This is a genomic window from Trujillonella humicola, assembly GCF_046233715.1.
In the GTDB taxonomy this organism is placed as follows: Bacteria; Actinomycetota; Actinomycetes; order Mycobacteriales; family Geodermatophilaceae; genus Trujillonella; species Trujillonella humicola.
On sequence record NZ_JBJNRJ010000011.1, the window covers coordinates 92,969 to 112,236 of the forward strand.

The 19,268-nt window shown below is 74.5% G+C and carries 17 protein-coding genes; 6 read left to right on the plus strand and 11 right to left on the minus strand.

The window, feature by feature from the left end:
- Nucleotides 1–47 precede the first annotated feature (47 nt).
- Nucleotides 48–836, minus strand: coding sequence for an SDR family NAD(P)-dependent oxidoreductase (locus ACK586_RS08565; protein ID WP_409330044.1), 789 nt, complete (start codon nucleotides 834–836; stop codon nucleotides 48–50).
- Nucleotides 833–3,100 (minus strand): acyl-CoA dehydrogenase family protein, encoded by a 2,268-nt coding sequence (locus tag ACK586_RS08570; protein WP_409330045.1) that lies wholly within the window; start codon nucleotides 3,098–3,100, stop codon nucleotides 833–835. The genes ACK586_RS08565 and ACK586_RS08570 overlap by 4 nt, the downstream gene beginning before the upstream one ends.
- A 178-nt stretch (nucleotides 3,101–3,278) precedes the next feature.
- On the opposite strand from ACK586_RS08570, the gene ACK586_RS08575 reads away from it, so the two are divergent.
- On the plus strand, nucleotides 3,279–4,043 hold the full coding sequence (locus tag ACK586_RS08575; protein ID WP_409330046.1) for a crotonase/enoyl-CoA hydratase family protein: 765 nt from the start codon (nucleotides 3,279–3,281) through the stop codon (nucleotides 4,041–4,043).
- Between the two features lie 64 nt (nucleotides 4,044–4,107).
- Here the strand turns inward: ACK586_RS08575 and ACK586_RS08580 are convergent, their stop codons facing one another.
- From ACK586_RS08580 to ACK586_RS08595, 4 genes are all read right to left on the minus strand, one after another.
- Nucleotides 4,108–5,235, minus strand: a complete 1,128-nt coding sequence (locus ACK586_RS08580) for a thiolase family protein (protein ID WP_409330047.1) — start codon at nucleotides 5,233–5,235, stop codon at nucleotides 4,108–4,110.
- Nucleotides 5,232–5,660, minus strand: coding sequence for a Zn-ribbon domain-containing OB-fold protein (locus ACK586_RS08585; RefSeq protein WP_409330048.1), 429 nt, complete (start codon nucleotides 5,658–5,660; stop codon nucleotides 5,232–5,234). Before ACK586_RS08585 ends, ACK586_RS08580 begins: the two co-directional genes overlap by 4 nt.
- Nucleotides 5,661–5,857: 197 nt before the next feature.
- Nucleotides 5,858–6,055, minus strand: a complete 198-nt coding sequence (locus tag ACK586_RS08590) for a hypothetical protein (RefSeq protein ID WP_409330049.1) — start codon at nucleotides 6,053–6,055, stop codon at nucleotides 5,858–5,860.
- Between the two features lie 132 nt (nucleotides 6,056–6,187).
- Nucleotides 6,188–7,402, minus strand: a complete 1,215-nt coding sequence (locus tag ACK586_RS08595; protein WP_409330050.1) for a CaiB/BaiF CoA transferase family protein — start codon at nucleotides 7,400–7,402, stop codon at nucleotides 6,188–6,190.
- A gap of 110 nt (nucleotides 7,403–7,512) precedes the next feature.
- Here ACK586_RS08595 and ACK586_RS08600 point away from each other — a divergent pair, with 110 nt between their 5' ends.
- Both ACK586_RS08600 and ACK586_RS08605 read left to right on the plus strand, forming a co-directional pair.
- Nucleotides 7,513–8,412 (plus strand): acyl-CoA thioesterase, encoded by a 900-nt coding sequence (locus ACK586_RS08600; RefSeq protein WP_409330051.1) that lies wholly within the window; start codon nucleotides 7,513–7,515, stop codon nucleotides 8,410–8,412.
- 1 nt (nucleotide 8,413) lies between these two features.
- Nucleotides 8,414–9,853, plus strand: coding sequence for a class I adenylate-forming enzyme family protein (locus ACK586_RS08605; RefSeq protein WP_409330052.1), 1,440 nt, complete (start codon nucleotides 8,414–8,416; stop codon nucleotides 9,851–9,853).
- Between the two features lie 3 nt (nucleotides 9,854–9,856).
- On the opposite strand, the gene ACK586_RS08610 is transcribed toward ACK586_RS08605, so the two are convergent.
- The 5 genes from ACK586_RS08610 to ACK586_RS08630 all read right to left on the minus strand — a co-directional run bounded on the left by ACK586_RS08610 (nucleotide 9,857) and on the right by ACK586_RS08630 (nucleotide 15,520).
- Nucleotides 9,857–11,437: a class I adenylate-forming enzyme family protein gene (locus ACK586_RS08610; RefSeq protein WP_409330053.1), complete on the minus strand. Its 1,581-nt coding sequence runs from the start codon at nucleotides 11,435–11,437 to the stop codon at nucleotides 9,857–9,859.
- 5 nt (nucleotides 11,438–11,442) lie between these two features.
- Nucleotides 11,443–12,633: an acyl-CoA dehydrogenase family protein gene (locus ACK586_RS08615; RefSeq protein ID WP_409330054.1), complete on the minus strand. Its 1,191-nt coding sequence runs from the start codon at nucleotides 12,631–12,633 to the stop codon at nucleotides 11,443–11,445.
- The gene (locus tag ACK586_RS08620; protein WP_409330055.1) at nucleotides 12,630–13,430 is read right to left on the minus strand and encodes an enoyl-CoA hydratase/isomerase family protein; all 801 of its coding nucleotides are present in this window, start codon (nucleotides 13,428–13,430) and stop codon (nucleotides 12,630–12,632) included. The genes ACK586_RS08615 and ACK586_RS08620 overlap by 4 nt, the downstream gene beginning before the upstream one ends.
- Before the next feature lie 134 nt (nucleotides 13,431–13,564).
- Nucleotides 13,565–14,500 carry an alpha/beta hydrolase gene (locus tag ACK586_RS08625; protein WP_409330056.1) on the minus strand — a complete coding sequence of 312 codons (936 nt, stop codon included), beginning with the start codon at nucleotides 14,498–14,500 and terminating at the stop codon, nucleotides 13,565–13,567.
- 342 nt (nucleotides 14,501–14,842) lie between these two features.
- Nucleotides 14,843–15,520 (minus strand): TetR/AcrR family transcriptional regulator, encoded by a 678-nt coding sequence (locus tag ACK586_RS08630; protein WP_409330057.1) that lies wholly within the window; start codon nucleotides 15,518–15,520, stop codon nucleotides 14,843–14,845.
- Nucleotides 15,521–15,645: 125 nt separating this feature from the next.
- On the opposite strand from ACK586_RS08630, the gene ACK586_RS08635 reads away from it, so the two are divergent.
- Genes ACK586_RS08635 through ACK586_RS08645 form a run of 3 tightly spaced genes read left to right on the plus strand, consistent with a single transcriptional unit; the run spans nucleotide 15,646 to nucleotide 18,400 of the window.
- On the plus strand, nucleotides 15,646–16,698 hold the full coding sequence (locus ACK586_RS08635; protein ID WP_409330058.1) for a hypothetical protein: 1,053 nt from the start codon (nucleotides 15,646–15,648) through the stop codon (nucleotides 16,696–16,698).
- Complete coding sequence (locus ACK586_RS08640) at nucleotides 16,695–17,597, plus strand: pantoate--beta-alanine ligase (protein ID WP_409330059.1); 903 nt, start codon at nucleotides 16,695–16,697, stop codon at nucleotides 17,595–17,597. Before ACK586_RS08635 ends, ACK586_RS08640 begins: the two co-directional genes overlap by 4 nt.
- Complete coding sequence (locus tag ACK586_RS08645; RefSeq protein ID WP_409330060.1) at nucleotides 17,594–18,400, plus strand: SDR family NAD(P)-dependent oxidoreductase; 807 nt, start codon at nucleotides 17,594–17,596, stop codon at nucleotides 18,398–18,400. The genes ACK586_RS08640 and ACK586_RS08645 overlap by 4 nt, the downstream gene beginning before the upstream one ends.
- Nucleotides 18,401–19,268: the final 868 nt, after the last annotated feature.

Below are 19,268 nucleotides of genomic sequence, written 5' to 3' on the forward strand. Positions count from 1 at the left end.
AGCACGGCGGCTCCGCCGGCTCAGCGCAGCACGGCGGCTCCGCCGGCTCAGCGCAGCATGACGGCGCCGCCGTCGATGGCGAACACCTGGCCCGTCATGAACCGCGCTCCCGGACCGGCCAGGAAGGCCATCACGGGCACGAAGTCGCGCTCGGCGTCGCCCAGCTCGCCACCGAGCGGGATCTGCTGGGCCAGCAGCGCGTCGTGCGCGACGAGCTGGTCCGGCGTCATCGACGCCCGGGTCCGCTCGTACATGGGCGTCTTGATGGCGGGGGCGACGGCGTTGACGGTCACCCCGTCCCGCCCCCACTCGACCGCCGCCGACCGCACCCACGCCACCACGGCGCCCTTGCTCGCGGCGTAGGCGGCCTTTCCGGGGTAGCCCTGGATCCCCGCCGCAGAGGCGAAGTCGATGATCTGGCCGCCACCGGCACGCATGTGCCGGTACGCGGCCTGGTTGGTCAGCAGCGTCCCGGTCGCGTTCACGGCGAGCACCGACGCCCAGTGGTCCGGCGCGATGTCGGCCGCGGCCGCTCCCGGGGCAATCCCGGCCGCGTGCACCAGGACGTCGAGGCCGCCGAGGTGCCCGGCTGCCGCGTCGAAGGCCGCGTGCACCGCCGCGGGATCGGTGACGTCGCAGGCCAGGAACCGGGCGCCGGCCTCGGTGGCGACGGCCTGCCCGGCATCGGCGGTGAGGTCCATGGAGACGACCGTGGCACCCAGTGCGGGGTAGGCGCGGACCAGGGCCGCCCCCATGCCGCTGGCGCCGCCGGTCACCACGATCCGGCGGCCGTCGAGCCGCGGCGCTCCGCTGGGCGGAGGCGGTGCGGTGGTCATCGCGGCATGCCGAGGACGCGCTCGGCGAGGATGTTCTTCATGATCTCGGTGGTACCGCCCGCGATGGTGTTCGCCCGCGAGTGCAGGTAGCCGTGCTGCGCCCGCACGCCGGTGGGACCGGCGACGCCCTCGAGGCCGAGCGCGGTCAGCCGTAGCTCGGACTGCCGCTGCGTGCCGATTCCGAACAGGTACTTGATCACCGAGTGCTCGGCGCCGGGGGAGCCGCCATCCGCGATCAGGCCCAGCGCGCGCTCGCCCAGCAGGCCGGTGAGGCGTGCCTCCACGAGGCGGTCGGTGAGGGCGATCCGGGTCTCGGCGTCGAGCTCGCGGCCGGCCAGCTCCGCCACGAGGTCCTCGACGTCCTGCTCCATGCCGGCGGCCATCTCGATGACGCCCACCCGTTCGAACGACAGGGTCGTCATGGTGACCGACCAGCCGCCGTGCAGCGGGCCGAGGAGCGCCGAGTACGGCACCCGGACGTCGTCGTAGAACACCTCGGCGAAGTTGCTCCCCCCGTGGATCTGCTGGATGGACCGGCGAGTGATGCCCGGGGTGTCCAGCGGGACGATCAGGGCCGAGATCCCCCGGTGCGGCGCGGCGTCGGGGTCGGTGCGGACGAGCAGCAGGCAGTGGCTGGCCTCCATGCCCTCGGAGGTCCAGATCTTCTGGCCGTTGATGACGAACTGGCGGTCGTCGCCCTCGCCCTCGATGACCGCACGGGTGCGCAGGGAGGCCAGGTCGCTGCCCGAGCCGGGCTCGGAGAAGCCCTGGCACCACACCTCCGTGCCCGCCTGGATGGCGGGCAGGTGGGCCTTCTGCTCGTCGGTGCCCCAGTGCATCAGCGTGGGGGCGACGTTGTGCAGGCCCAGGACGCCGCCCAGCGGCAGCGGTGCGCGGTGGATGGCGAGCACGCGGTCGCACTCGACCTGCTCCACGATCCCCAGGCCCCGGCCGCCATACTCGACCGGCCACTCCGGCGCCACCCAGCCGACCGTGTGCAGCAGCCGCTGCCACGCCATCCGCGCCTCGAACGAGTCGTCGTCGCCCCACGTCTCGCGATGCCGGGGCAGCAGCTCGCGCACGTGCGCGGCCAGCTCCGCGGCCGGGCCGGACGTCGGTGCCTGCAGCACCGGGCGGGAGCCGGCGGGGCGGTTGCTCGGGTCGAGCCGGGCACGGGCGCGGGCGCGGCCGCCGAACAGCGGCAGCGCGGCCGTGGCCCGGCGCAGGTACAGGTGGACCTCGTGCTCCCACGTGTAGCCGATGCCACCGAGGATCTGCAGGTACTCGTCGGCGCCGGTGTGGGCGGCCTTCCCCGTCTGGAGCAGGGCCAGCGCCGCGGCGTCGTCGAGCTGGTCGGGGTCCGCGTCCTCGTCGAGGAGCTGGGCCAGGCGGCGGCTGGCCGCCCGCGCCTGCTCGACCTCCGTGAGCATCGAGGCGCACCGGTGCTTGATGGCCTGGAACGAGCCGATCGGCCGGCCGAACTGCGTCCGGTCCAGCGAGTAGGCCACGGCCCCGGTGAGGCACCGGCCGGCGACGCCCGTCAGCTCGGCGGCCTGCGCGGTGGCGGCCGTGACGAGGCTGTGCCGGACCGCGGCCGCCGCCTCGTCCCCGCGGGCGAGGACCGTGGCGCGCGCGCCCTCCAGGCGCAGCGATCCGAGCGGGCGGGTCGCGTCCAGGTTCGCGATGCGGTCGAGCGTCACGCCCGCGGCGCCGGTCTCGACGAGCGCGAGCAGCGCCCCGGCACCGTCGCCGACGGGCACCAGCAGCGCATCGGCCTCGGGCGAGAGGACCACCGAGACCTCACCGGTGAGCGTCACCTCGTCGCCGGCGTCGGTGGCAGTGACCTGGCCGGGGGCTCCCCACGGTGCCGCGCCGGACACCCACGTCACCGTCGCGACGGTGCCGCCCTCGGCGACCGCGGCCCGCAGCTGCGCCGCGGCGTCGCCGGAGAGCCGGGACAGCGCGCCCAGCGCGCCGGCGACCGCGACCGTCGGGACCGGGGCGAGCGCGCCGCCGGCGGCCTCGAGCGCCACGGCGAGGTCGACCCAGCGGCCGCCCGAGCCGCCCTGGTCCTCGGGGAGGGGGAGGCCGGCGACGCCGAGATCGGCGAGTGCCGACCACAGCGGCCGCTCGGACACCGCACCGGGTTCGGCGATGCCCTTGTGCACTCCGTCCGCGGGCCACTGCCGCTGGAGGAGCCGGGTGACCGCGTCGACCAGACCCCGCTGGTCCTCGGTGTCCGCGACGCCGACCTGAACGATCACGTTGTCCTCGCCTCCGCTCGCCGGCCCGGACCACGCGGGTCCCGGGACCGCCTCTTCGTGCTCGCCAGGCTAACATCCAACATAGTTGACTGATTGACCGTCGTCACATCCCCCGCGATGTCCCCGGCGGCCCATCGACCACCCGCTCTCCGGAGCGACGGCGAAGAGGAGACCCCCCGTGTCCGATGAGGTCCTGGTCGAGCGCCGCAACGGCGTCCAGCTGATCACCATCAACCGTCCGGACGCACGGAACGCGCTGAACGCCGCCGTCGCCCGCGCCGTCACCGAGGCCGTCGACGAGCTCGACTCCTCCGACGACCTCCGCGTCGGCGTGCTGACCGGTGCCGGCGGCACCTTCTCCTCGGGCATGGACCTCAAGGCCTTCCTGCGGGGCGAGGACCCGGTGATCCCCGGGCGCGGGATGTGCGGCATCACCGAGACCCCGCCGCGCAAGCCGCTGATCGCCGCCGTCGAAGGCTGGGCGCTGGCGGGGGGCTTCGAGCTCATGCTCGCCTGCGACCTCGTCGTGGCGGCCCGCACCGCCCGCTTCGGCGTCCCGGAGGTCAAGCGGGCCCTGATCGCCGGCGGCGGCGGCGTGCTCGTGCTGCCGCGGCGCATCCCCTACGCGATCGCCATGGAGCTGGCGCTGACCGGCGACCCGATCGACGCCGAGCGGGCCGCCCAGCTCGGGCTGGTCAACCGGCTGGTCGAGGAGGGCGGGGCGGTTGCCGGGGCCCTGGAGCTGGCGGCGACCATCGCCGCCAACGGCCCGCTGGCCGTGGCCGCGAGCAAGCAGGTCGTCCGGCACAGCAGCGACTGGGCGGTCGACGAGGGCTGGCGGGCCCAGGAGGCCTTCACCATGCCGATCTTCGACAGCGAGGACGCCAAGGAGGGTGCCACCGCCTTCGCCGAGCGGCGGGACCCCGTCTGGCGCGGGCGGTAGCCGCAACGCCGATCCGGCCCCCGGCCGGATCGGCTACGTCCTGACTTGTGCGGGTGTCGCCGGGTCAGGACGCGGTCATCACCATCGCCCCCGCGAAGGGGCCGACCGCGTTGGCCCAGAGGGCGACCTCGGCGCCGGGCACCTGGCGGTCGGGGCCGTGCGTCCCGCGCAGCTGCCGGACCGCCTCGATGCAGAAGTTCGCCCCGTGCCGGCGCCCGACGTTGGTGGCGCCCCCGTCGGTGTTGGTCGGCAGGGCGCCGTCCAGCCTGGTGCCCCCGCTGGTCACGAACCCCCCGACCTGACCGGGTTCGCAGATGCCGAGGGCCTCGAGCCACTGGAACGTGATGAGGCTGAACCCGTCGTAGAGCTGGGCGCAGTCCAGGTCGGCCACGGTGAGGTCCGTGCCTCGCCACAGCTCGTCGAGGCAGTGGGCCGGTGCGGTGCGGACCATGTCTGGCAGGAGCTCGAAGTTCATGTCGGAGATCGCGGACAGCGCGGTGGCCTCGACGAGTACCGGCTTCTGCTGCAGGTCGCGGGCCCGCTCCACGGTCGTGAAGATCACCGCCGCCCCCGAGTCGCACGGGTAGTCGCAGTCCAGCAGGCGCACGGGCCGGCTGATGTAGGGCGCGGCGAGGTAGTCCTCGACCGTCATCGGGGTGCGCTGCAGCGCCTCGGGGTTTCGGGTCGCGTAGTCCCGCTGGGTGACCGCGAACCGGGCGAAGTCGTCCTCGGTGGCATCGCTCTCGTGCAGGTAGCGGTTCATCAGCAGACCGGCCCACTGCACCGGGGCGAAGTCGCCGAAGGGGTGCGCGAACTGGGCGTCGGCGAGCATCCCCTCGCCACCGGCTGCCGGGTCGGTCGCCGCCGGCCGCTGCCGGATCACGCGCAGAGCCATGACCACGTCGGCCTGGCCCGACGCCACGGCGTGCGCGGCGTGGACGGCGGGGCTGATGAACGCCGGGCTGATCCCGACGTCGAGGTGCCAGCGAAGGGGGCCCGTCCCGACCATGTGCGCGATGTCGATCGGGTTGCCGCCCCAGGTGGTGAGTCCGTCGAGCTGGTCGGCGGGCAGTCCGGCGTCCTCGAGGGCGCGCACCGCGGCCTGGGCGGCGTGCCAGCGCTCGCTGCGGCCGCTCCGGCGCGCTGCATCGCTGAACCCCACGCCGACGGCGGCGACCCGGCGGCCGTTCACCGGACCACCTCGAACACCGGCACGGTCAGGTCGGGGAAGCGTTCCTCGAAGGTCACCTGCACCGGCGCACCGAACGCCAGCTCGGCGGCCGGGGTGCCGACCACGTTGGACAGGAACTGCAGGCCCGGCTGCTCGGCCAGCTCGACCGTCGCCACCACGTAGGGCGTGCGGCCCTGGAAGAACGGGTGGAACGCCTTGACGGTCTCGGTGAAGCTGTACAGGGTGCCGCGGCCGGAGACCTCCTCGAAGGCGAGGTCGAACGACTGGCAGCTCCGGCACACCGGCCGCGGGAAGTGCACGTACAGGCCGCAGGCCTGGCAGCGCTGGATGACCAGCCGGTGCTCACGGGCCGCCGCCCAGAAGGGCGCCGTCGTCTCGTCGATCTCCAGCGGGGTGGGGGCGGCGGTGCGGACCGGCTCGGTCATGGCTCTCCAGGGCATCGGCGGAGCGGGGCTGACGGGCGGTGCGCACGCTCCCACGGCGGTGGAACAGGCGACCGAGCTGCCGCGACCTCGCCGGCCCGGCTGACGGCGACGACCCCCCGGGTTCGGCGGGGAACCCGGGGGGTCGACGGCTGACCGCCACCGACCGCTCGTGAGGGCGGCCGTGGGCGCCGCGGGGATCAGGTGGCGGGGCCGGCCATGCGTCCGGGAGCGGTGGCGATGCTCAGCTCGTCGGCCTCCGCCTCGGCCTGGGCCTGCACCGCCTTCGCCACCGGGGAGCCCGGTGCCGGCTTGTGGTGCTCGTGGTGGATCTCCTCCGCGTGCATGCTCGCGTCGTCGGTGATCTGCTGGCTGTTGTCGAGGCCCGACATGGCCATCGCCTCCACTGTCTCGGGGGTCGGCGCAGGCGGTCTGCTCCGCGTCCACCCCCTACCCGCGACGGGACCGCTGACACTCTCGTCAACGATCGGGCCCGCTGCGGCGTGGCTGCGGTGCAGCGGGCCCGGCCCTCAGGTGGTGGCGCCGTCCACCTTCAGGGCGATGATCTGCTCCCAGTCGTAACCCAGCTCCTGCAGGATCTCGTCGGTGTGCTCCCCGTGCGCCGGGGCCGGCCGCAGGGTGGGGGGCGTCTCGTCGAACTGCACCGGGTTGGCGGCGAGGGCGAAGGTGTTCCCGTTGGCGTCGGTGACCTGCGGCAGGTAGCCGTTGGCCTGCACCTGCGGGTCGGCGTGCATCTCCGGTGCCGACTGGAAGCTGTCCCAGACCCCCGCGAAGTCGGCCAGGGCCGCCTCCCAGTGCGACAGGGGCTTCGACTCGAACGTCGCCCGCAGCTGCGTCACGCACTCCCGGCGGTTCTGGAAGCGCACGCCGGCGTTGGCGAACCGCTCGTCGTCGATCATGTCCTCGCGACCCAACCGCTTGCAGAGGTCTGCCCAGAATCGGTCGGCCTGCAGCACGACGAGGGCGATGAAGCGGCCGTCGCCGGTCTTGTAGATGCTGGTGATCGGGTTGGGCTGCTGGGACAGGTCGAACTTGGGGATCGGCGCGCCCGTCACGCCGGCGCCCACGATGTCGGGGGCCAGCTGCCAGATGGCCGCGCCCAGCAGGGACACGTCGACCACCGTCGCCTCGCCGGTGCGCTCGCGGTGGAACAGCGCCGCGGCGATCCCGCCGGCGATGGCGAACCCGCCGTAGGTGTCGCCGAAGGCCGGACGCTGCACGGGGGGCCACTCGCCCTCCTGCGGGATCAGCGCGTCGCCGATGCCGCCGCGGGCCCAGAAGGCCGCGAGGTCGAAGCCGCCGCGGTCGGCCTGGTCGCCCCGCGGGCCGTATCCCGATCCCCGGGCGTAGATGATCTTCGGGTTCCACTCGCGGACCTGGTCGACGTCGACCCCGGCGCGGGCCCGGGACCCCGGGAGGACGTTGGTGACGAAGACGTCGGCCTGCTCGACCAGCTTCCGGAGGACCTCCTTGCCCTTCTCGCTGCCGATGTCCAGCCCGAGGCTCCGCTTGCCGCGGTTGGGCTGCTCGACGAAGTGGTTCACGCCGCCGGCCCCGGCGACCACGCCGGAGCTGATGAGCCCGCGCTGGGGGTCACCGGTCTGCGGGTGCTCGATCTTGATCACGTCGGCGCCCCAGTCGGCGAGCGTGGCGCCCGCGGACGGGACGAAGGTCCACGTGGCGAGCTCCACGACCTTGACGCCCTGGAGGATGTTCTGCTGCACGGATTCCGACTCCCTCGCTCGAGAATGTGGCCTGAATCCTATAGATGATGTATCTCTAATGGAAGACGGGCACCGATCCGGGGTGCCGGCGCGGCCGGGGGAGGGTGTCCATGGGTGACCCGGTGACGGCGGGACCGGCGGTTCCGGGCCGGGACACCGCGACGCTGCGCGAGGTGCTGGACCTGGAGGATACGGCCGACGGCGCCTTCGTCAGCCGCGTCCACCGGCCCTCGGGCCAGCTGTTCGGCGGTCAGGTCGCCGCGCAGGCGCTGGCCGCGGCCGGCCGGACCGTCGCCCCCGACCGGGGAGTCCACTCCCTGCACGCCTACTTCCTGACGTTCGGGGACCCGGCGGTGCCGATCCGGTACCGCGTCGACGAGACCCGGGACGGCGGGGCCTTCTCCACCCGCCGCGTGGTGGCCGAGCAGGGCGCCGAGGTCCTCTTCGTCCTCGCCGCCTCCTTCGCCCGGCGCGTCGACGGACCGGCCCACCAGGGACCCACCCCCGGCCCCGTGAACCCGGACGCGGCGCCGGACGGCGAGGACCTGCTGCCCGCCGGCGACGAGGACAGCCGCGAGTGGTTCGCCCGGCTCCGGACGCTGTTCCCCCTCGACGTGCGCTTCCCCGACGAGCCGGTGCGCGCCCGGGTGCTGCGCGGCGAGCGGCCCGAGCCGCGCCAGCGCGTCCTGGTCCGCGCGGCGGACCCGCTGGGCGACGACCCGCTCGTGCACGCCTGCGCGCTGGTGTACCTGTCGGACCTCTTCCTCCTCTCCACCGCGCTCCCGCCGCACGGGATCGCGATGGGCCGGCCGGGCATGCGGATCGTCAGCCTGGACCACGCCGTGTGGTTCCACGCGCCGGTGCGCGCCGACGACTGGCTGCACTACGCGATGGAGAGCCCTTGGGCCGGGGACGGCCGGGCGCTGTCGCGCGGCCAGCTGTTCGACACGGGGGGCCGCCTGCTGGCCTCGGTCGCGCAGGAGGGCACCTTGCGCGCCGCGCGGCGCTGAGGTGAGCGGCGCGTGGTCGGAGCGGCTGGGCGCCGTCCTCGGCGGCAGTGACCGGACGGCGGTCGAGGAGCAGTCGGGGCCGGTCAGCGGGCGCGAGCTGCTGGGCCGGGCCGGGGCCGCGGCGGACCTCCTCGCGTCGCTCGCGACGCCGGGGGCGGTGGCCGTGCCGGCGCTGCTCACCACGAACGCCGACGCGCTGGCCCTGCTGGTGGGTGGGGCCGCCGCGGATCTGCCCGTGGCACCCCTCGGTGCCCGGCTGACCGCGGCCGAGCTCGCCGGGCCGGTCCGGGGCACCGGGAGTGCGGTGCTGCTCGCCGAGGAGGCGGCGGTGCCGCTGGCCGAGGAGGTGGCCGCGCTCACCGGCGTCCGGGTGGTGCGCCTGCCCCGCCTGCGCGCCTCCGCGGCGCCGCTCCCGGTGCCACGCGGGCCGGTCGCCCTGTACCTGCACACCGCGGGGACGACCGGGACGCCCAAGCGGGTGCCCTTCTCCCAGGACGTGCTCGCCGCGCGCACGGCGCTGCTGGCGCCGGCCGCCGGGTTCGGTCCGGAGAGCCGTTACGCGACCGGCTCGCCGCTGCACCACATCGGCGGGCTGGGCAACACCCTCGCCGCTCTCTCCGTCGGTGCCGCCATCGTGCCGACGACCCGGTTCACCCTCGACTGGTGGCGGAGCCTCGCCTCCGGCGGCGCCACCCACGGGCTGCTCGTGCCCTCGATGATCGAGATGCTGCTCGAGGCCCGGCTGCTGGACGCGGTGGGCCTGCGCACGCTGATCTACGGCGCGTCGCCGATCAGCCCGGTCACGCTGCGCCGGGTACTGGACCTGCTGCCCGGAGTGCGGCTGCTCCACCTCTTCGGGCAGTCCGAGGGCAGCCCGATCACCTGGCTGACCCCCGAGGACCACGCCCGGGCCCTCGCCGGCGGCCCCCACCTGCTCGGGTCGGTCGGCCGCCCGGTGACCGGGCTGACGATGCGCCTGGCCGAATCCGACGAGGAGGGCGTCGGCGAGGTGCTCGCGGCCGCGCCGCACCTGTCGGTGCACGCCGACGACGGGTGGCTGCACACCGGCGACCTCGGGCGGGTCGACGACGAGGGCTACCTGTACCTGGTCGGCCGGCGCAACGACATGGTCATCCGGGGCGGGGAGAACGTGTACCCCGTGGAGGTCGAGAACGTCCTCGCCGAGCACCCGGGGGTCGCCGCGGCGGGCGTCGTCGGCGTCCCCGACCGGTGGCTGGGGGAGACGCTGGCGGCCTTCGTCGTCCCGGCGGACCCGGCCCGGCCGCCGTCGGCCGACGAGTTGCACGCGCACGTGCGGGCACGCCTGGCCGGCTTCAAGGTGCCGGCGTGCTGGCACACCGTCGCCGAGCTCCCGGTGACCACGGCCGGGAAGCTCTCCCGCCGCGACCTCCAGCGGGAGCACGCCGACGGCTCCGCCTGACCGTCAGCCGCCCGCGGTCAGCCGCGACCGCAGCGCCTTCTTGTCGATTTTCCCGGTCGGCAGCACGGGCAGCGCGTCGACCAGCTCCACCCGGCGCGGTGCCTTGTAGCGGGCGATCCGGGTCGCGACGTGCTCCCGCAGCTCCCCGGCCTCGACCCCGGCGCCGTCGCGGGTCACGACGACCGCGGTGACCAGTTCCCCCCACCGGTCGTCGGGGACGCCGACGACGGCGCACGCGGCGATGGACGGGTGGCTGAGCACGGCCTCCTCGACCTCGAGCGAGTAGACGTTCTCCCCGCCCGAGATCACCACGTCCTTCTTCCGGTCGACGAGGTGGAGCAGGCCCTCGTCGTCGACGACGCCGATGTCACCGGTGTGGCACCAGCCGTCCCGGATGGTGCTCCCGGTCGCCGCGGAGTCGTTCCAGTAGCCGCGGAACATCGCGGGGGAGGCGACGACGATCTCGCCCGGCGTTCCCGGGGCGCAGTCGGCGCCCTCGTCGTCGACGATGCGGAGCACGACCTGGGGGAACGGGTGGCCCACCGAGGTCAGCCGCCGGTCGCGGGCCGGGCCGGTGCCGCGGTGCAGCTCGCGGGGGAGCCCGGAGGTCATCACCTCGGTCTGCCCGTAGAGGTTGAGGAAACCGGCGTCGGGCATCGCGGCGAGGGCGGCCTCCAGCGTCGGCGCGGTGATCGGTGCCGCGCTGTAGACGACGGTGCGCACCCCGGCCAGTGCCTCCGGCCGCGCAGCCGCGGCGTCGAGCACCGCCTGCAGCATCGTCGGCGCCAGATGCAGAACCGTGATGCCGTCGGCGGCGACCGTGTCGAGCAGGTCCGCGGGGTCGAACTGACGGTGCAGCACCACGGTCCCGCCGCGGGCGTGGACGCCGAGCTGCATGGCCATCGCGCCGATGTGGAACATCGGCATGACCAGCAGGATCCGGTCGTCGCTGCCGCTGCGCAGCTCGACGTTCATCAGGTGGGCGCCGGCGTAGAGCTCGCGCTGGCCGAGGATGCAGCCCTTCGGCCGGCCGGTGGTGCCGCTGGTGTAGATGAGGCAGGCGATGTCGTCGGGGCGGGCGGTGAACGGCAGCGGTGCGCCCGCCCCGGTGGCGAGGAACGCCTCGTAGCCGGTGATGCCCGCGGCGTCAGCGGCGTCCGCGGCGTCCTCGGCGTCGAGACACACGATCCGCTCGATGCCGTGCTTGGCCGCCGTCCCGGTGACCAGCGGCAGGTACTCGCGGTCGACGAACAGCACCCGCGGCCGGGCGTCGGCCAGCACGCGGTCGACCTCCGGGCCGGCGAAGCGCCAGTTGACCGTCGCGACGATCAGCCCGCTCAGCTGGCCGGCCGCGAGCACCTCGCCGAAGGGGATGGAGTTGCGGCCGAACAGCGCGATCCGGTCCTGGCGGTGCAGGCCGGCCGCGCCGAGTGCCGCGGCCAGAGCCGTGGCCCGCCGGTGCAGTTCCCGGTGGCTGATCTGCCGCCCGCCGCACACGTAGGCCGGCACGTCCGGGTACCGCACCGCGTTCAGCCGCGGGATGTCGGCCAGAGCGGGCCCGGCGGCAGGTGGGTGGACAGGCATGGCGGTCAGCCCTTCGGTTCCTTGGGCAGGCCGAGGACGTGGTCGGCCAGGATGGTGCGCTGGACCTCGGAGGAGCCGCCGAGGATGGTGGCCGACCGGGTGAACCACCAGTCGGTCCGCCACTGCTGGGCCTCGGCGTCCCCGCCGAAGAGGAAGTCCTCGCCGAGCAGGTCGCGCGCCAGGTCGTGCAGACCGATCTCGAGGGTCGCCAGCAGCACCTTGTCCACGCTGGCCTCGGGTCCCACGGTCTCCTGTGCAGCCAGCCGGCGGACGGTGTCGGCGCTGCGGGCCCGCAGCGCCACCAGGTCGCTGTAGACCTCACCGATGCGGGTGGCCGCCCCGTCGGGCAGCGGCCGGCCGGCCGCGACCCGGGCGGTGACCCGGTCGCGGAGCTCCCGCAGCCGGCGCAGTGCCTCGGCGGCGCAGAGCCAGGCGTACATGGCCCGCTCGAACTGCAGCAGGTACATGGCGACGTCCCAGCCTCCGCCCTCCTCGCCGATCAGCCGGTCGGCGGGGACGACGACGTCGTCGAAGAAGACCTCGGCCAGCTCGTTCTCGCCGCTGGCGATGGCCACCGGCCGGACCGAGACCCCGGGGGAGTCGACGTCGATCATGATCATGCTCAGCCCGCGGTGCCGGGACTCGGGGGTCCCGGTGCGGACCAGGCACACCATCCGGGTCGCGGTGGCGCCGTGGCTCATCCAGAGCTTCGAGCCCGAGACGACGTAGCTGTCGCCGTCGCGGCGGGCGCGGCAGCGCAGGCCGGCCAGGTCGCTGCCGGCCTCGGGCTCGGAGAAGCCCTGCCCCCACCACTCCTCGCCGCGCAGGTACGCCGGCAGGTGGGCCGCGGCGAGCTCGGGGGCGAAGCGGGTGGTCGGCGGCCCGAGCGTCTCCAGCAGGTGGGTCTGCCCCGGGGTGGGCAGCCCGGCGGCGGCGAGCTCGTCGTAGAGGACGGCACGGAACCGCTCGTCCCCGCCGAGACCGCCGGCCGCCTCGGGCCAGCCGTAGCGGTTCCAGCCGCGCCGGTACAGCGCCGCCATCAGCCCGGCGTGCTCGGCCATCCGCTCCTCGGTGGACACCGCGTGCAGGCCGCGCCAGCGGTCGAACGCGGCATCGGCCAGGTCCTGCCGCAGCGCCGTCCGGTAGCCGTCGAGGTCGTCGGCGTACGTCCGGTCGACCGGCGCCACGGCGGTCACGCGCGGCTCGCGGCGGCGCGCTGCGCCGAGCGGGCCATGAAGGCGCGGATCAGGTCCTGGTGCTCGGGGGTGTCGAAGGAGGCGAATTCCTCGCCGAGGGCGTACTCCAGCACGCCGGCGACGGCGCGCTTGACGTGCATGTTCAGCGCCCGCTTGGTGCTCTGCACGGCCTGCGGGGGCTGGGCGGCCAGGCGCTCGGCGAGGGCGATCGCCTCGTCGAGGAGGTCGGCGTCGGGCACCACGCGGTTGGCCAGGCCGATCGCCACCGCCTGGTCGGCGGGGATGCGGGCGCTGGTGAGCAGGTACTCCTTGGCGCGCAGCATGCCCATGAGCAGCGGCCAGGTCGGCGCTCCACCGTCGGCGGCGGTGAGGCCGACACCGACGTGCGGGTCGGAGATGAACGCGCTCTCGGCGATCAGGACGATGTCGCTGCAGACGGCCAGGTTCGCGCCCAGCCCGACGGCGGCCCCGTTCACAGCGGCGACCACGGGGAGCGGGAAGTCGACCATCTCGTTGAGCAGCCGGCGGGCGCCGTCGATCTCCGCGCGGCGCAGCTCGCGGTCGTCCCACAGCTCGACGAAGTGCTCGAAGTCCCCGCCGGCGCTGAACGCCCGGCCGGCGCCGGTGATGACGACGGCCCGCGCCCCCTCGTCCTCGGCCAGGTGCCGCCAGACGCGGACCAGTGCCCGGTGCAGCGCCTCGTTGGTGGCGTTCAGGGCCTCGGGCCGGTTGAGGGTGACGATCCGGACCGCCCCCCGGGCCTCGATGAGCAGTTCCGGCGCGAAGGGGTTGTCCATCGGTCCTCCATCGGTGAGGTGCTGCACCCCGGGGGATGCGGGCGGCGCCCGGTCCGGCAGCCGCGGTCCCCGGCATTGCACCCCGGACTTGACGTCTGCGTCAAGTCCCGCTCGGCACGCCCCGCCGGGAGGCCTCAGACGGGGAACCGCCGCTCGAACCACTCCTGCGCGGAGTCGAAGAAGACGTCCGCGTTGAGCTGGAGGTTGAGGTTGTGCCCGGCATCCGGCACGACCACCGTCTCCAGCGCGGCGGCCGGCGCGAAGAACGGGGCCTCGGAGGCGTGCAGCGCCCCGTCGGACGAGCAGTCCGTGAGCGAGCCGCCGCCGCCCTGGGCGCAGAACGGCAGGTCGTACACGCCGTTCACCTCCAGCACCGGCACGTCGATGGCGAGCGTGGCCGGCACGTACACCGGGATGGTCGCCCCGACACCGGCGGGGATCTCGCTCCGCGTCGCCTCGTCCTGTGCCACGACGGCCGGATCGGCGTTGGGCAGGTGGTAGAACGCCGCGGCCCGGGCGCCGGGGATGCTGAGGTAGCCGGGGTCCAGCGGCGGCACCGACCCGGCGGTCACCGGGTCCAGCTGCGCCGGCCGCGCCCGCGTCAGGATCACCGACAACGCGCCGGCCCCGATGAGGTGCGAGGCGCCGCTGGCGAGCACGCCGTCGACGTCGCCGTAGGTGGCCGCCTCGAGCCACGAGGTGAGCGAGCCGAAGGAGTGGCCGACCAGCACGACCTGCTCGAAGCCGGCGCCGAGCGCGCCGCCGCGGGCGGCCTGGACGACGTCGTGCAGCGCGTGTGCCGCGGCCGGCTGGGTGACCAGGGCGCTGGCGGGGTGGGAGCTGCGGCCGACGCCGAGCTGGTCGACGGCGAGGGTGGCGTACCCGGCGTCGAGCATGTGGCGCACGTAGGAGTACCGGCCGCCGAAGCCCGGGAAGTCCCAGTAGTCGTGGTCGTAGCTGGCGCCGTGCACGAGCACCTGGAGCACCGGAGGCGGGCCGCCGGCCGGCACGCAGAGCCGCCCGTACAGCACCTCGGTCCGCGGGAGCCCCGGCCCGAGGGCGGCGGGCACGGACACGTCCGTACAGGTGGCGCCGGCCCCAGGAGTCGCCCCCGCGACCGGGGGGTGCGCTATGAGCGTCAGGGCGGTGGTCGCCAGTGCCAGCAGTGCCGTCCGGACACGCACGCGAGTGCCTCCATGAAGTTGACGATGTCGTCAGGTGTGTCGCGCGCCACTCTAGAGTGCTCGCCGGTCACCTGCGACCGGAGCACTGCTGCGCCGTCCCCCGAGATGCGGGTCCCCGGCCAGTCCGCCGCCACCTCTGCGGTGTGCTCTCCGGGAGCGGGGAGGGTGGTTGGCGGCTCGAAGCGGGGACGACGCGCCCGCGCCGGACGATGATCCGACTGTTCAGCGTCAGCGGCCTGAGTTGCGGTCCGCCGACGGGTTCGGAACCTCCTCGGCCCCGGGGCCGACCTCCCCCGACGGCCGGTACAGCGCCGACGTCAGGATCTCCGACTGCGTACGGCGCCAGCGGGCTCGCGCGGTCGGGTCCTGCAGATCCATGTCCAGGGCGTGCTCGAGCAAGGGACGCAGGAGCACGGGAGCGAACCCGAGCACGATGAGGAGAGCCGCCTCGGCCCGGACGTCGGCCGACGGGCGCGCCGTTCCGAGCCGCTCACGCGCGGCGATCTCGCCGGCGGACTGGTCGACCGCGCGGCGGAACCACGCCAGCCCCTCCGGGGTACCGTCCAGCAGCATTCGGCGCACGTAGTCGCCCAGGTGCGGCACCTCGGCGACCATGCGGTCGAACCGGGCCTGCCGGCTGCGGTGCGCCACGACCGGGTCGACGTCGGCACCCGAGTCCCGCGTCGCCCGGTGCAGGCGGTCCACCACCCACTCCGTCACCGCGTCCAGGAGGCCCTGGCGGGACCCGAAGTGGTGCACCACCAGGCCGGGGGAGACCCCCGCCCGCCGGGCCGCCTCGCGCAGCGTCATCCCGGCGACACCGCGCTCGGCCACGAGCGCGAACGCGGCTCCCCGGATGCGGGCGCGCGCCGTCAGGTCCTCGTCCCGTGCCATCGCCGGGTCCATCGCGCCTCCTGACCGCACCGCACAGCTGTTCAGCATGCTGAACACAATCTAGACGAGGCGGGCCGCGGGACCGATGGTCGCGACGCCGGCAGCGCACCGACGCGCAGCCCGCGGGAGGAGCTCCGATGCGCACTCGAGTCGTCGTCTGCTACACGGGGGGAGTCGGGTCGCAGGCCGTGCGTCTGCTCGCGGCCGACCCCGGCTTCGAGGTGGTGGGGGTGCTGGTGCACGACCCCGCCAAGGAGGGGCGGGACGCCGGGGAACTGGTCGGGATCGCCCCCCTGGGCGTGTCCGCCACCCGGGACGTGTCCGCACTGGTGGGCCTGCACGCCGACTGCGCGCTGTGGCACGGGTCGGGCTGGGAGCCCGAGACCATCGCCCGGTTCCTGGCCGCGGGGACCAACGTGTACTCGAGCATCGGCGGGTGGTTCCTCCCCGGCAGCCCCGACCACGACGTCATCGCCTCGGCCTGCCGCGACGGCGACGCGAGCTTCGTGGCCGGCGGCAACATCCCCGGCCTCATCAGCGACGTGCTGCCGCTGTTCGTCTCCGGCTACTCCGGCGCGGTCCGCCGCATCGAGGCGGAGCAGAGCGACTTCGTGCCGCACTACCCCTCGGCGCTGCAGCTGGAGCACGGCCTGGGCATCGGTGCCCAGCTCGACCCCGACGCGCCGTTCCCGACGCCGGTCGACGAGCTGTGGCTCTGGGGCATCCGGCAGTCGGCGGCCATCGTGGCCGCCGGGCTGGGGGTCGAGCTCACCGACGTGCAGCTCACCGACAAGCAGTACGCGATGTCGCCGGAGGACATGGAGCTGGCGCCCAGCGGGCTGAAGGTCCGCGCGGGCACCCCGGCGGGCGTGCGGTGGACCTACACCGCCTTCACCGGCGAGGTCCCCTTCTTCCGGCTGGTCAACGAGCAGACCGTGCGGCTGGGGCTGGGGGAGGGCTGGCGGCAGACCCAGGACGAGCCCAACTGGCGGGTGCGCGTCGTCGGCACGCCGACCGTCACCTGCACCGTGGACCTGCCCCACGGCGACGGCGAGCCGGTCTCCGAGCTCAACGCGGCGCGCGCGGTCAACTGCATCCCGCGGCTGATCGCGGCGCCGGCGGGCTGGCACACCCTGCTGGACCTCCCGGCGCCGCGAGCGGCCACCCTCGCGCTCGGGGCGCAGTCGTGAGGACCGTCGACCGCCAGGACGAGATCCGGGCGATCCTGGACGCCGAACGGGCGGCGGGCCGGCGGGTGGCGATGATCGGCACCAGCGGCGGCACCCACGAGGGGCACCTGTCGCTGGTCCGCCGGGCCCGCGAGGAGTGCGACGTCGTCGCCGTCTTCTGGAACGGGGCGCTGAAGCTCGAGTGGGCCGACGGCGGCGTGCAGAGCTACACCCGGGACATGCAGCGCGATGCCGCGCTCGCCGAGTCGGCCGGCGTCGACCTCTTCTACGTGCCGCTGCGCCAGGACCTCTATGCCCGGCCCCCGGTCACCTCGCTGCGGATGCCCGAACTCGTCTCCCACCTCGAGGGCATGCCGGAGGGCATGCACATGGAGCTTCTGGCGACGATGGTCGCCACCGAGCTCAACATCGCCGGGCCGTGCACGACCTACTTCGGGGAGAAGGACTGGCCGCAGCTGGTGGCGTTCCAGCGGATGGCCGAGGACCTGCGCCTGCCCTCCCGCGTCGTCGGCTGCCCGACGTTCCGGGAACCGGACGGGCTGGCGATGTCCAGCCGGAACGCCCGGCTGAGCGCGGAGGAGCGCGCGGCCGCACCGGCGCTGTTCCGGGCGCTCACGGCAGGCGCCGACGCCGTGCGCGGCGGCGAGCGGGACGCGCGGGCGGTGACCGACCTCGTCACCGCGCAGCTGGACCCGGTCTGCCGGCCCGACTACGTCGTCGCGGTCGAGGCCGACACCCTGCGCCCGCTGGCCACGCTGGCGGGGGAGGTGCGGCTCCTCGCCTCCGCCACGTTCGGCAGCACGCCGCTGGTCGACAACGTCGGCGTGAGGGTGCCCGCGGAGCCCGGCACCGCCGGCGGACGGCCCGCCGGCGCCGTCCGGACGGAGGTCCCGGCATGAGGCTCGCGGGCAAGGTCGCGCTCGTCACCGGCGGGACGGCCGGCATCGGGGCCGGCATCGTGGAGATGATGGCCGCCGAGGGAGCCGCGGTGGCTTTCACGGGGCGGTCGAAGGACGTCGGGGAGGCGCTGCAGGAGCGCCTGCGGCGGCGCGGCGGCACCGTCACCTACGTCCCGGCCGACAGCCAGGTCGAGAGCGACGTCGCCGGCGCGGTGGCGACGACGGTCGCCGCCCACGGGCCGCTGACGGTCCTGGTCAACAGCGCGGCGGCGACGGACGTGGCGGTCAGCGGCGTGGACAGCCACGTCGACGAGATCCGGAACGAGGACTGGGACTACGTCCTCCGAACGGCCCTCTACGGCACGATGTGGGCGAGCAAGTACGCCATCCCGCACATGCGGGCGGCCGGCGGCGGCTCGATCGTGAACATCTCCGCCTCGTCCAGCATCCGGTCGCTGCGCTCGCGGCCGGCGTACCAGGCGTCCAAGGGCGCCATCAACTCCCTGACGCGGCAGATGGCGGTGGACTACGGCGCCGACGACATCCGGTGCAACGCCATCATCGTCGGCTTCGTCAACAGCGGCGGGGAGGTCATGCAGAAGCTCCTGGCCGACGACGCGTACATGCAGGTCATCCGCGGCATGTTGGTGCTGCCGAGGATCGGTGAGCCGGCGGACATCGCCGCCGCGGCCGTCTTCCTGGCGTCGGACGAGTCGAAGTACGTGACCGGGTCGCAGCTCACCGTCGACGGCGGAGCGACGAGCTACCAGCCGGTGATGCCACGGGTCGTCCCGGCGGACTGACCGGGACCGCAGGCCTCCCCGTGACGGGCCTCGACGGCGGCCCGGGTCCGGAGTCCGTCGCCGCAGTCGTCGACCGGGTCCGCACCGTCCCCCCGACGGGCGAGCCGGCCGAACGCCTGGTGCCGGTCCCGGTCGGCGTCCCACGGCGTGAGGAGGGTCGGGGTGGCGCGCCTGCCGGGACCTGCTGGCGGCCCCGCCCCCGGGGGCGAAGGGCCTCGGTGGCCGGTGAACGAACTCGACCGTGAGTCCGTCGGGGTCGGCGAGGAACAGCTCCGGGAGAGAGCCGATCGATGTGCCGGGCAACGGGAAGACGTGCACGTCGGGCACGTCGACCCCCGCTCGCGCAGCACCGCGACGGCCTCGTCCAGGTCGTCCACGGAGACGGCCGTCCGGAACCGTCGCGGTCGCCCAGCAGCGCCCGCGCCGTCGTCCCGTCGACGACCTCGCCACCGGCGGCAACCGCGCCCCTGACGGCCGCGGGCAGGGCCGCGACGGACTGGCCCAGGGAGACCATGCCCGGGTGCGCGGGGGTCCCGTAGGGGCTACCCGTCGTCGCCGGCCGGAACCACTCCACGAGCTCGAGGGCGGGGCTGGACCGTGGCCCCCGGTCGTCGGAGAGGAACCGGCCTGCGCTCGACACCGGGTGGGCAGGCCGTGGAAGCGCCAGTCCCCGCAGTCCTCCCGGGACCGCATCCGCAGCTCGAGCCCGAAGGTGCCGGAGGAGAAGCCGGCCGCCGGCTCGATGCCCGAGTGTCGGGGTTCAGGTGCAGGATGCTCCTATCGACGTCAAGCGGCTGTGGTGAGTTGTTCGAAGTCGGCGAGCAGGGCGGTGTGGACTTCTCGGACGACGTAGCGCTTGAGGCAGCGC